This window comes from Williamsia sp. 1135 (assembly GCF_002095395.1).
GTDB lineage: Bacteria > Actinomycetota > Actinomycetes > Mycobacteriales > Mycobacteriaceae > Williamsia.
In genome coordinates this window covers 119577-132728 of the sequence record NZ_MJEI01000100.1, presented here as the reverse complement: position 1 = coordinate 132728, position 13152 = coordinate 119577, and the positions used below count along the sequence as shown (strand labels likewise).

Sequence of the window (13152 nt, the reverse complement as noted above, 5' to 3'; positions counted from 1 at the left end):
ATGGGTCGTGCACCGGCGGTGCGGACCGAATGCCTCACGCCTCGGCGAAACGGTCAGGCGAATGACTACTTGCGCGGCAGGGTGCCGGCCGCGACCTCACCCGCGTATCCGTCGTAGAACGGCACGTAGCCGTCTGTACCGCCGACGAACACATAGACCTCGTCGTCGCCGGTCTCGGAATAGCCCTCGTCCCGCAACGCGACCTTGACGCTCTTGAAGGTGGAGGTGTGTGCCAGCTCGTCGACCACTCGCACGAACAGTGGCGTGGCGTAGGCGGGCAACTGCCGGCTGAGGTGGTCGGCCAGTGCCCGGGTATCGAGCGCCTCGCCGCCGGTGAGAATGATGGCCGCCATGCCCGCTCTTCCATCGGTCCCGGGCACCTCGACACCGAACACCACCGACTGCGCCACCTGCCCGGATCCGTCGAGCACGCTCTCGACCTCCGTGGTGGCGACGTTCTCACCTTTCCACCGGAAGGTGTCACCGAGCCGGTCGACGAAGAGGATGTGCGAAAACCCCTGCCCACGAACGAGGTCGCCGGTGTTGAACCACTGGTCCCCGTCTTTGAACGCGTTGGTGACGACTTTCTTCGACGACGCCTCGGGGTCGGTGTACCCGTCGAACGGAACCCGCTTGCTGATCTGCGACACCAGAAGTCCCGCAGCATCTTTGGGTAGCTTGATCAACCGGCCGTCGCCCCCTCGCAGCGGCTCACCGGTATCAGGGTCGTAGTCGACGATCTCGTAGGGCAGCGGACAGAATCCGACCGTCTTCGCCGCATTGAACAGGTTGATGAACCCGATGTTCGCCTCACTGGCCGAGTAGAACTCCACCACCCGCGAGATCCCGAACCGCTGCGTGAACTCATCCCAGATGCCCGGACGTAGACCGTTGCCCACCACCAGGCGGACAGAGTGCTCACGGTCCGCGGGCGACGGCGGCTGCGCGAGCAGATACCGGCACAGTTCACCGATGTAACAGAATGCGGTCGCCTTGTTGAGTGCGATGTCGTCCCAAAAGGTGGAGGCAGAGAAGCGTTTTCCGATGGCCAGACAGGCGCCACTGGTCAGCACCGACGCGAGGGACACCGTCAGCGCGTTGTTGTGATAGAACGGCAGCGATGCGTACATCGTGTCGTCTTTTCTCAAACGTATTCCCACACCGCCGATTCCGGACATCGCGGCAAGCCACCGTGAATGGGACATCACGCTCGCCTTCGGCATCCCGGTGGTACCTGAGGTGAAGATGTAGAACGCTGTGGTCGAGGCAGGCAGCTTCGCCGTGATCGACGGGTTGCGATCGGACAGACCGAGTGATTCCTCGTGAAGGTCGAGAAAACTCAGGGTCGTCGCCGGCAACGCAGCCTCGGGCACCGCATCGAATGCATCGCAGACGTCGGAGTCCACGAGCAAGATCGTCGCCTTCAGCAACCCGAGACTGTGCGTCAGCACCTCGCCGCGCTGGTTGTAGTTGAGCATGCCCGCCGTCGCACCCAGCTTGACGGTGGCAAGCATCGCAAGCACGATGCCGGGCTTGTTCTGTGAGCAGATTGCGACCACATCGCCGGCCCCGACCCCACGGGCCGTGAGCAACGCCGCGTACCGGTTGACCGTGCGGTTGGCCTCCGCATACGAGATGGATTCGCCTTCGAACCGCAGGAACGGCCGTTCGGAGTGTGTGGCCGCGACCTGCTGAAACCGCTTGCCGATGGTCATCTTCCGCGATCGCCGGTGATCGGCCAGAGCGGGCAGACTTCGCGCGATCGACGGAAGATCGTGTCGCATCTCCGCGATCCCGGCCAGCAGTTCGCGCAGTCCGATGGTGTGGCTGGATTCCTCGCGAACCGATTTCTCGGCGCCGTGTTCGCCGACCCCGCCCGTTGCCTTGCTGACCACTCTGCGCTCCCCTGTGTCCGGCGACTACCGAGCCCATCCGCACCGTGGAGCAACCCTAACGCAGAAGAAATGACGTCGGGTTCACTTCAGTCAGGTGGGATCGCCGAACCGCATGACCGACAGCACCGGCCGCGCGGTGGCGAAAGCCGATCGACTCGTACAACGCGATCGCGTCGTGGTTGATCGATGACGCATGGAGGAACGGCACATCCCTACGAGCGCGGATGGTTTCGGCCACGGCACCGACAAGCGTCGTCGCGAGCCCGCGTTTCCTATAGCCCGAATCGACGCACACAGCGCTGATCTCCGTCCAGCCCGCCGGATGCATCCGCTCACCCGCCATCGCGACGAGTCTGCCGCCTTGTCGGATTCCGAGATAGGTGCCCATGTCGATGGTGCACGCGAAGAAGGGTCCGGGCCGAGTCCGCTCGACGAGGTCCAGCATCTGCGGCACGTCAGCGTCACCCAGGACCTCGACACCGGCGGCGGGGTCGGCGGCGGCGGCCCTGATGTCCTCGCCGGTCATCTGCACGACCTCGAACCTGCGCACCAGGTGGACCGGATCCGTCGGATCGTCGGTGTAGTTGCGCAGCGTGAACTCGACGCCCGGACCGACCAATTCAGCCAGATCGTGCCAGTCCTGAGCATCTGGGTCTGCCGGATAGCCGATGAACCGCGCAACGTCGGGTCGGTAATGCAGGATCCGACCACGTTGCTGGGCGAAGCGGCGGCGGGCACCACCGGAAGTGGTGGCTTGTGGCGAGGCCCACCTGGGGTTTTACTCGCCGGAACCCACCACTTCCGGGTTCGGGTCAGTGGGCGAAGTGGCGCGCGCCGGTGAGGTACAGGGTGATGCCGGCGTCATGTGCGGCACCGATGACCTCGTTGTCGCGAATCGAACCGCCAGGCTGCACAACGGCTTTCACGCCACCATCGATGAGGACCTGCAGACCGTCGGGGAACGGGAAGAACGCATCGGACGCGCCCACACTGTTCATTGCCCGCTTCCCTGCCCGGGTCACGGCCAGATGGGCCGAGTCGACGCGGTTGACCTGGCCCATGCCCACTCCGACAGAGGCGCGGTCGGAGGCCAGCAGAATCGCGTTCGACTTCACCGAACGACAAGCCCGCCATGCGAATACGAGGTCGGCAAGGGTGGCGTCGTCTGCCGGATCACCGGCGACGAGTTGCCAGTTCGCCGGGTCGTCGCCGGCCGCGTCCAAGATGTCGCGTTGCTGCACGAGCAGGCCGCCCGACACCGGCTTGAACTCGACCCCGGCGCGCTGCGGCGGCTGCGCGAGCAGCACCCGGACGTTCTTCTTACGAGTGAGTACCGACAGGGCGCCGTCCTCGAACCCCGGCGCCACGATCACCTCGGTGAAGATCTCGGCCACCTGCTCAGCCATCTCGGTACTGACCGGACGGTTGGCGGCGATCACTCCTCCGTAGGCGCTCACCGGGTCGCAGGCGTGTGCGCTGCGGTGCGCGGCGGCGACATCGTCAGCCACTGCGATGCCGCACGGGTTGGCGTGCTTGATGATCGCGACGGCCGGATCTGTGAAGTCGTAGGCGGCGCGCCATGCGGCGTCGGCGTCGGTGTAGTTGTTGTAGCTCATCTCCTTGCCGTGCAGCTGCTGTGCCTGCGCGAGCCCGGGTGCATCGGAGGTGCTGACATACAGCGCCGCACTCTGGTGCGGGTTCTCGCCGTACCGAAGTACCGACGACCGCTCCCACGTCTTGCCCATCCAGACCGGGAAGGCCGAGATCGTGTCACCGTCGGCCTCGGGTGCAGCCACCGAACCCATCCACGTCGCCACGGCGGTGTCGTAGTCGGCGGTGTGGCGGAAAGCCTTCGCGGCCAATGCTTTGCGTTCGTCCAACGTGAACCCGCCGGACTCGACGGCAGCGAGCACAGCCTGGTAGTCGCCTGAGTCGACAACCACACCCACCGAGGGGTGGTTCTTCGCGGCGCCTCGGACCATCGACGGACCACCGATGTCGATCTGCTCGACGCACTCGTCCGGGGTCGCGCCTGACGCGACGGTCTCGGAGAACGGGTAGAGGTTAACGATGACCAGCTCGAAGGCCGCGACACCGAGATCGGCGAGCTTTTCGACATGCTCCGGCTTGCGGGTGTCGGCCAGGATTCCGGCGTGGACGGTGGGGTGCAGTGTCTTCACCCGGCCCTCGAGGATCTCGGGGAATCCGGTGAGGTCGGAGACCTCGATCACGGGAACCCCGGCTTCGGCGATCTTCTTCGCCGTCGACCCGGTCGACACGATCTCGACGCCACCGGCGTGCAGCCCCTTCGCCAGCTCGGCGAGCCCGGTCTTGTCGTACGCACTCACCAGTGCACGACGAAAGGGCTTGCGCTGCAGGTCATTACTCACGGGATGTAAGCCTTTCGTCCTTCGATGACAACACCTTTGATGGCGATCGAACGCACCACTGCGACGAGCAGCACCCGTTCGACCATCTTGATTCGCTCGTGCAGTGTGATCTCGTCGTCGGCGGGATTCACCGCGACGGGCGCCTGTGCAAGTATCGGTCCGGTATCGACGCCCTCGTCCACCAGATGGATGGTGGAGCCGGTGACCTTGACGCCGTGCGCCAAAGCGGCCGGCACCGCGTGAGCACCGGGAAAAGACGGCAGCAGCGCCGGGTGCGCGTTGATGATGCGGCCACCGAATCGGGCCAGGAAATCAGCACCGAGAATTCTCATGAAACCTGCGGAGACCACCAGATCAGGCTGATGACCGGCGACGGTGTCGGCCAGGGCGCGGTCCCATTCTGCCCGGTCGTCGGTCATGGGCACGACGGTCGTGGGCACTCCGCGGCGCTCCGCCGATTTCAGCGCTGCGCATTCACGATCGGATACGACGGCCGCCACGGTCGCCGGATACTCGTCGTCTTCGACGGCATCGAGCAGCGCAGAGGCCAACGACCCGGTGCCCGACGCGAGGATCACGACGGTCAGCGATTCGGCAGACGGGATGGCGTCCAGGACTGGGCTCCTCGAACTCGGGTCGGAGATGAAGTGCCGGTGAGGCAGATTCGAGCCTAATGGCCCCGACTTCAGCGAGTTCGCCGGGTACCGAAGTCGTCGGTGGACACCAGTTCCTCCCCGTCGACCGCAGGCGCGATCGGGGCGCTGCCGGCGCTGCTCCAGTCGGCGAAGTCCTCGACCGAATCCTCAGCTGCCCCATCCCACTCGAGATCGACAACCCAGTCGTCGGCGTCCCAGCCGTCGATGACGGGAGCAGAATCCGCCTCACCGGCGGCGTCGCGGATGTCGCCTGCGGTGTGCCGGTATTCGATCTCGGGTTCCGCCGGCGGCAGATCCACCTCGTCGTGATCGGGCTCGTCCTCGAATGCGTCGTCCGAGACGTGGTCATCGTCGAAATGGAGGTTGCCGACCAGGGCAGCCCTCGCACGCCTGGTCCCCGGCAACGCGCTGTACCCGAGCGCCGTGACGGCACCTACCACCGCGACCCAGCCGAAGGTGAACACGCCGACCACGGGAAGGTTCACTCCCACCGCACCCAGCACACCGAGATCCCCGCCGGCGAGCGTCGCCAGCCCGACGACCAGCAGCGACGATGTCGCAGCGGCGACGGCAACCGTCCGGATGTTGCGCAGCAGGGAAAGGTCGAGACACAGCCGCGCGACGCCGAAGGACACCATCGCGACGAAGACCAGCAGCAGCGCACTCCAACGGCCGGCGCCACCGTCGGGCAAGACCGCCAGCACGGGAAGCGGTGGCACCTGTCCGCCGTGCGAGCCGAAGAGATCCACCAGGGCGCCGCCCACCTGCACCGGCGCCCCGATCAGCGCGGCCGCCGTGCCGATCAGGACGTTGGGCAGGTAGAGCACCGAGAGCAGGGTCAGGCCGATTGCGCCGATCCAGCCGTTACCGGCCTCGAACAATTCACCGGCCACAGACCAGTTGATCACCAGCCGAACGGCTACGAGCATCGCTGCGATGCTCAGCAGCGCGACCACGGCGATGACGCCGCAACGCACACCCTTGAGCACCCATGCCGGCACCCCGAGCCGCACCACGATCGTCGACCACCACTTGTATCCGACGCCGATCACCGCGCCGGTCAGCTGGACAACGAACGTGCAAGCGAACGCCAGGAGCGCATCAGGACTCTGGACGGTCATCACGGTGGATGCATCCATCAGGACGGCGAGCGAGAGAATTGTGGCGAGCAGTGGCCCACCGACAGCAGACAGCACCACCGCCGTGACCTCCGATTGCGGGCGGTCGATGTCGGTGGCGCGCGCGGTCGCCCGGGCGGTGAACCCGACGATCACAAAGGTGGGGGCAAGTGGCAGCACACCGAGTGTCACGTCGCCGACGGTCAGTGGGACCTGATGGATGCCCAGCCACATCGATGCGACGGTCGCGGGAACGCTGCCGAGACCGTCTCCGACGGCGAGCAAGAAGATGGAAACCACGATCACCAGCACCAGCAACGTGGCGGCGGTGGTCCCGAATGCCAGCCGGACCAGGGCGCGGGCCGAATCCGCCGCGCCGGCTTCGGCAGCGCGCCGCGATCGGCGCATCTCCCTCAGACGCGCAGCGAGATTGTCCCCAGAAGGATTTTCCGCTGTAGAGCTGGCCACCCTTGTCAGGGTGTCATTCGCCCGGCGAACGGCACTGCAGGCGCGCCGGTCGATTCGCGATCCACCGCAACGTAACTGCAATCACACGAGAACGGGCACCGTCGCCCGAGTTTCCTCGGGGACGATGCCCGGATCGTGTGTGCGGGTCAGAACCGCATCAGCTGTTCTCAGTGCTCAGGCGACTTGAACTGCGTCGTCTGGTCTCCGTACGGGTTCTGCTCGGCACTGCTGCCCGCGGCAGGGGTCTTGTAGGGACTCGGTGTGCTCGGCTGCGCGCCGTAGCCCGGGGTGCTCGATGTGGACGGGGTGCTGGGGCTGCTCGGAGTGCTCGAAGGCACCGCGGTCGTGGCATCGGACGCATTTGAATCCGATGCCTTGCCCAGGCCCACCGCAGGTGAATCCGGGGTGTTGCTCTGGCCATAAGACGCCTGCGCGTACGGGTTGCTCTGGGCAGGGCTGCTCTGACCGGGTGCAGCAGCCTGGTGGCCACCGCTGTGTTCGGACTGCGCGGACTGGCCCGTCGCGGACTGACCGTACGCGGCGCCGTATCCGCCGGCCTGGCCGTAGCTCGTGCTCTGCTCCGCACCCTGGCTGTGCCCGGTCTGCTGAGCTCCCGTGTTGAGCGCCCCCGTGTCGGTGCTCACCGCGGAATTCGCGGCGGCCGACGGACCGGTCTTGATGATCCCGGAATCGACCAGCAGCCACACCACGGCGACTGCGGCCTGGATGAAGCCGAAGACGAGCAGCAGGATGAACCCGATGGCGGAGTCGCCGAAGATGTCCACACCGGTGATCAGGTGGAAGAGCAGGAACAGCGCCGCGACCACGGAGGTCACCGCTACTGCTCCGCTGACCTTTGCCGTCTGGTTCGGCAGCAATGTCGTCGCGGCGGTCAGGCCGGCGATGGCCAGTGCGACCAGGCCGATTCCCGGGAACCAGCCGAAGTTGTTCGGCGCGTCGTCACCGTCGAGAGCGGGTGCGAAGCCGAGGAAGAAGTTGATGAGCCCGAGCCCACCGAGTGCGTAGATGAGGTAGGTCCCGAACGCCGCGGGCAGACCCTGAGGCGCGCGGGCGGCGGGCTGGCCGTAGCCCTGCTGTCCGTAACCCTGAGCGGGCTGCTGGCCGTAGCCCTGCTGTCCGTAGCCCTGGGCCGGCTGCTGGCCGTACCCCTGCTGCCCGGCGGCGGGCTGCTGACCGTAGCCCTGCTGGCCATAGCCCTGCTGTCCGTAGCCCTGGGCCGGCTGCTCGCCATATCCCTGCTGGCCGCCTGCGGGTTGCTGGCCGTAGCCCTGCTGGCCCGCGGCCGGTTGCTGGCCGTAGCCCTGCTGGCCGTATCCCTGGTTGTACGTCTGACCGCCTGCTTCGGGTTGTCCTGCGCCGGGGTACTGGCCGCCCTGGTAAGGCTGCTGCGAACCGTAGCCGGACCCGCCGGGTTGATAGCTCATGTTCACTCCTGCGTTCGAGGGTGTAGTCCCATTCGATATTCACGGACCTGTTGTTCGTCGGGCACCACGCTAGTACATGCTCCGGTGGCGACAAGGTCCGATTTCGCCGCGACGTCGTCCGTCCCAGGTCCTCATGTCATCTGTCGGAACTACGGTTGGTGGCGTGGACGATGCAGGTGACACCGGCACTGACGATCGCAGCCAACCGGCCTTCGACGAGGTCGTGGAGCTGCTCCACGGTCGCGCCCTCGCGCTCCCGGAGGCGTACTCCGAAGCGGCATGGGTCGGTGTCCGCTGGCGTGTTCGCGGACGCACGTTCGCGCACGTCCTCGACATCATCGACTCCCATCCCCCGTCTTACTCGAAGGCCGCGAGCACCGCCGGGCCCGCGATCGTTCTGATGTTCCGTTCCACCGGCGATGAATTGGAGGCCCTGCGTCACGCCGGGGCCCCGTACTTCCCGACGCCGTGGCGACGGGATGAGGTCGGACTGCTGATCGCATCGGACACCGACTGGACCGAGATCACCGAACTCGTCACGGAGAGTTATCGGTTGCTCGCGCCGCCGACTCTGGGCGCCCGCCTGTAGGCCCCCGCTCGCCGGGGCCCGGCGCCGGGTCTCGATGCTCATCGAGCCATCGGATCACGTGCGCAGGCACCACGTGAACGATTTGACGCGCACTGAACGCAACCACCCGCGGGACTCAGATCCAGCTGTGTTCGGCACCGCGCTCGCGGAACCACCCCAGCAGATCAGGGTCGTCGACCGAGCGTGGATCGACCGCGACATCAGATCGTCCGGCGAGGATGGCTGTCACCGGCACCTCCAGCTTCTTCCCGGTTCGCGTGTGAGGGATGCCGGGCGCGACGATCACCTCGTCGGGCACATGGCGCGGTGACAGCCGGGCCCGGATCTCGGACCGGATCTGGGCGATCAGCGCGTCGTCGAGGTTCGACCCCGGTGTCAGCGTGACGAACAGCGGCATCCAGTAGGCACCGCCGGGGCCGTCGACACCGAGCACAAAGCCCTCCGAGACCTGGTCGATCCCCTCGACGACCTCATAGATGTCCGCGGACCCCATCCGGATCCCGTTACGATTCAAGGTCGCGTCGCTCCGTCCGTGGATGACGATCGAACCCCGCTCGGTGAGCGTCACCCAATCCCCGTGGCGCCACACATGAGGCCTCGGTCCGTCAGACCACTCATGGTCGAAGTAGGCCGCGCGGTAGCGCTCGCCGTCCGGGTCGTCCCAGAATCCCACCGGCATCGACGGCATCGCAGTGGTGATCACCATCTCGCCCACCTCTCCCACCAGAGGTGTGCAATCCGGACTCCAGCTCTCCAACTCCACCCCGAGGTAGCGGACCGACAATTCTCCCGCAACGACCGCGATGCCCGGCGATCCGCCGGCGAACGCGGTGACCACATCGGTACCACCACTGATCGACGACACCGGGATTCCCTGCCGCACATGCTCGTCGATCCACACGAACAGGTCGGCAGCCAAGGTCGAACCGGTACTGCCGATCGTTCGGAGCGCACCGAGCTCATGATCGGAACCCGGATTCAGGTTCGCTTTGCGAGACGCCTGCAGTTGCCCTGGGCTCGTCCCGAAGTAGCTGACCTTCTCCGACTCGACGACCTGCCAGAGCCGATCGGCATCGGGGTAGAGGGGATGTCCGCTGTAACAGACGATCCGGGCCCCGACGAGAAGTCCCGCGACCTGATAGTTCCACATCATCCAGCTCAACGCGGTCTGCCAGAAGAACACGTCACCGGAGTCCATATCACCTTGCAGGCCGACGGCTTTGAGGTGCTCGAGCAGTACTCCACCGTGGCCGTGCATGATGCCCTTGGGTTTACCGGTCGTGCCGGAGCTGAACAGGACCCACAGCGGATGGTCGAAGGGCACCGGTTCGGTGATCAGATCCGCCTGCCGGCCCGCCGCCGCGGTGAACTCGATTGCGGCGGCAGAGAGTTCACCGCCCGAGGGTCGATCGCCGCTCGGCTGCGCCTGCTGATCGCCGATCCTCACCACCAACTGACCCGCGAGCGTGGGGAGCAGCGCTGCCAACTCGGCACTGTCACTGCGCTTGTCGATCCACTTTCCGCCGTACCGGTAGCCGTCAGCCCACACCAGCACCTTGGGCCTGAGCTGGGCGAGACGGCCGGCGGCCCCCTCAGGCGCATAGTCCTGCCCGCAACCGGAGAACACAGCACCGAGCGACGCCGTCGCGAGGAACGCGATCACGGCTTCCGGCACGTGCGGCAGATAGGCGACGACCCGGTCACCGCGCCCGACCCCGAACTCCCGCAACGTCGCCGCGACCCCGGCCACCTGCGACGCGAGTTCTGACCAGGCGATCTCGGTTCGACCGCCGTCCTCCGTCAGCCCGATGATGGCAGCACCCGGGAGGCCGGTGTGCCTCAGAATCTGGTCCACATAGTTGAGCGACACTCCCGGGAACCAGCGAGCACCCGGCATGACCGGGTCAGCGAGGACATGCTCGTCGGACTCCCCCAACGCCGTGCCACCGGACGGGGTGAGCGCATACCGGTTCCACAGGTCACGCCAGAACTGCTCGGGGCGCTCGATCGACCACTGCCACAACGCCTCATAGCCGGCGAGGTCGAGGCCACGCTCGGCGCCGACGCTGGCGGCAAAATCTTCGATTGCGCTTGTCGTCACCCCTCGAGTATGCCGATAGCCTGCTCTCGCATCTGCACTTTCCGGACCTTGCCGGTGACCGTCATCGGGAACTCGTCGACGACGTGCACGTATTTCGGGATCTTGTGCCGGGCCACCTTGCCGTCGGCGAACTCTCGGAGATCTTCGACCGTGAAGCCGGTGACGCCATCACGGAGCCTGATCCAGGCCATCAGCTCTTCGCCGTACTTCTCATCGGGGACTCCGATCACCTGGGCGTCGAGAATGTCGGGGTGCGTGTAGAGGAACTCCTCGATCTCGCGGGGGTAGATGTTCTCCCCGCCCCGGATGACCATGTCCTTGATCCGTCCGGTGATCTGAACGTACCCATCCGCGTCCATCACCGCGAGATCACCGGTGTGCATCCAGCCGTCGGTGTCGAGTGCCTCCGCGGTCTTGTCCGGCTGGTTCCAGTAACCGATCATCACGCTGTAACCGCGGGTGCAGAACTCGCCCGTCTCGCCCCGTGGTGCGGTCTCGCCGGTGATCGGATCGACGACCTTGATCTCCAGGTGCGGACCCACCCGGCCGACCGTCCCCACCCGTCGCTCGAACGTGTCGTCGGCTCGGGTCTGCGTCGAGACCGGCGACGTCTCGGTCATGCCGTAGCAGATCGACACCTCGGACATGTGCATCTTGTTGATGACCTGCCGCATGACCTCGGCCGGACACGGTGAGCCCGCCATGATCCCGGTGCGCAGACTGCTCAGGTCGTAGTCACCGAAATCACTGAGCGCGAGTTCGGCGATGAACATCGTCGGCACGCCGTACAGACTCGTACATTTTTCCGCCGCAACAGCTTTGAGTGTGAGTGCCGGATCGAATCCCGGCGCCGGGATCACGATTGCGGCACCGTGGGTGGTGGCCGCGAGGTTGCCCATCACCATGCCGAAGCAGTGGTAGAACGGCACCGGGATGCAGATACGGTCGGCGTCGGTGTAGTTACAGAGTTCACCGACGAGGTAGCCGTTGTTCAGGATGTTTCGGTGGGACAGAGTGGCGCCCTTGGGGTTTCCGGTCGTGCCAGAGGTGTACTGGATGTTGATCGGATCCTCCGGCGACAATGCAGCCCCCGCGGCATCGAGCTCCGAGAGCTCCGATTCGTCTGGTGCGGAGGTCAGTTCGGCCCATTCCGGCGAACCGAGGAGCACCGCGGCCTCGAACTGCGGGCACTTCTCGAGCGCGGCGGCGAGCATTCCGGCGTAATCGGCGCCACGGAACTCGGGGGCAGCGATCACGGTGCGGGCGCCGGACTGGTTCAGGGCGAACTCGATCTCGGTCTGCCGGTATGCCGGGTTCAGATTGACCAGGATCAATCCGAGTTCGGCGGTGGCGTACTGGGTCAGCACCCATTCGACGCAGTTGGGAGCCCACAACCCCACCCGGTCTCCCGGGACGAGTCCACTGCGGGCGAACCCGGCGGCGAGCGCGCGTACCCGCTCCCGGAACTCTCGGTATGTCCAGCGCTGTCCCGTCGCCGCGTCGACGACGGCGTCGTTGCCGGCGAACGTCTCCGCGGTCTTCCGCAGCGATTCTCCGATGGTGACGGTCAACAGCGGCGGGGTGGCCTCGCCCTGGGTGTACGACAACTCGCTCATCTTCGACGCTCCTGGTTGTTCTAGGTGCCGATGGACTCGGCTCGGCGCATGATCGCCTCTGCCTGACCGAGCAACGGCGAATCAATCATCTGATTCCCCACCCTGAAAACACCCCCGGGGTTGTTCTCCGCGGCTTCGAGAACTTCCCTGGCCCAACTGACCTCGTCCTCGGTCGGGCGATACGCGGCGCGCACGATCTCCACCTGCGACGGATGGATACACGCGGTGGCCTCGTAACCCAGATTCACCGCGTCCAGCGCCTCGGCGTGCAGACCGGCGGTGTCGGCGATCTCGATGTGCACCGAGTCGATGGCGAAGCGGCCATGCGTCGCGCACGCCAACCGAACCATCGCCCGGACCTGACGCACCACATCGCGATAGCGCCCGGTGTTGTCCTCGGCGGCGGTGAAACGACTCGAGCGACCACCCATGGAGGCGACCAGGTCTTCGGCGCCCCACATGAGTCCGATGCAATTGGGCGCCGCCGCGATCTCGTCGGCGTGCATGGCACCGGTCGGCGTCTCGATCAGCGCGATCACCTGATACCCGACGCCGGCGACTTCCTCGGCACTCTCCGCCTTGGCCAGCATCACCACGCGGTAGTCGGTCTGAGCGAGCGCTTTGATGTCTCTGAAATGATCGCCCGTGCCTGCCGAGTTGATCCGCACGATGGTGATGTTCGGATCGATCGGCGTGCTGATCAGCGCCTCGCGCGCCTCATCACGGGCCTCGGCGCGAACAGCGTCCTCGAGATCGATGATGACGGCATCCGCCCGCTCGGCGGCCTTGGCGTATCGCTCCGGACGATCGGCCGGGCAGAACAAAATCGCCGGACCGGGTGGGCTCCAGTTCGTCACCGTGGTTCCTCCTGTGG

General features: G+C 66.0%; 10 protein-coding genes. 1 reads left to right on the top strand and 9 read right to left on the bottom strand.

Translation table 11 applies throughout. The annotated features are described in order from the left end of the window. Positions 1 to 65: 65 nt before the first annotated feature. The 6 genes from BFL43_RS19370 to BFL43_RS28690 form a co-directional block, all read right to left on the bottom strand. Positions 66 to 1895, bottom strand: coding sequence for a long-chain-acyl-CoA synthetase (locus tag BFL43_RS19370; RefSeq protein WP_084894108.1), 1830 nt, complete (start codon positions 1893 to 1895; stop codon positions 66 to 68). A gap of 55 nt (positions 1896 to 1950) precedes the next feature. After that, on the bottom strand, positions 1951 to 2514 hold the full coding sequence (locus tag BFL43_RS19365; RefSeq protein WP_240498362.1) for a GNAT family N-acetyltransferase: 564 nt from the start codon (positions 2512 to 2514) through the stop codon (positions 1951 to 1953). 193 nt (positions 2515 to 2707) lie between these two features. Further along, positions 2708 to 4285, bottom strand: coding sequence for a bifunctional phosphoribosylaminoimidazolecarboxamide formyltransferase/IMP cyclohydrolase (gene purH, locus BFL43_RS19360; RefSeq protein ID WP_084894106.1), 1578 nt, complete (start codon positions 4283 to 4285; stop codon positions 2708 to 2710). After that, entirely contained in the window at positions 4282 to 4899 is a 618-nt protein-coding gene (gene purN, locus BFL43_RS19355) for a phosphoribosylglycinamide formyltransferase (RefSeq protein WP_240498366.1), read from the bottom strand. Before purN ends, purH begins: the two co-directional genes overlap by 4 nt. A gap of 71 nt (positions 4900 to 4970) precedes the next feature. Further along, the gene (locus BFL43_RS19350; protein ID WP_143695422.1) at positions 4971 to 6527 is read right to left on the bottom strand and encodes a DUF6350 family protein; all 1557 of its coding nucleotides are present in this window, start codon (positions 6525 to 6527) and stop codon (positions 4971 to 4973) included. A gap of 167 nt (positions 6528 to 6694) precedes the next feature. Further along, positions 6695 to 7972, bottom strand: a complete 1278-nt coding sequence (locus tag BFL43_RS28690) for a DUF5336 domain-containing protein (protein ID WP_143695421.1) — start codon at positions 7970 to 7972, stop codon at positions 6695 to 6697. Between the two features lie 163 nt (positions 7973 to 8135). Between BFL43_RS28690 and BFL43_RS19335 the strand changes: the two genes are divergently transcribed. Further along, positions 8136 to 8561 (top strand): MmcQ/YjbR family DNA-binding protein, encoded by a 426-nt coding sequence (locus BFL43_RS19335; protein ID WP_206186712.1) that lies wholly within the window; start codon positions 8136 to 8138, stop codon positions 8559 to 8561. Between the two features lie 115 nt (positions 8562 to 8676). Here BFL43_RS19335 and BFL43_RS19330 read toward each other — a convergent pair whose 3' ends face one another. From BFL43_RS19330 to BFL43_RS19320, 3 genes are read right to left on the bottom strand one after another with little or no spacing between them, the layout of a single operon-like run. After that, entirely contained in the window at positions 8677 to 10662 is a 1986-nt protein-coding gene (locus BFL43_RS19330; RefSeq protein ID WP_084894100.1) for an acetoacetate--CoA ligase, read from the bottom strand. Continuing rightward, positions 10659 to 12278, bottom strand: a complete 1620-nt coding sequence (locus BFL43_RS19325) for an AMP-binding protein (protein ID WP_084894099.1) — start codon at positions 12276 to 12278, stop codon at positions 10659 to 10661. The genes BFL43_RS19330 and BFL43_RS19325 overlap by 4 nt, the downstream gene beginning before the upstream one ends. A gap of 20 nt (positions 12279 to 12298) precedes the next feature. Further along, complete coding sequence (locus BFL43_RS19320; RefSeq protein WP_168176682.1) at positions 12299 to 13135, bottom strand: CoA ester lyase; 837 nt, start codon at positions 13133 to 13135, stop codon at positions 12299 to 12301. Positions 13136 to 13152: the final 17 nt, after the last annotated feature.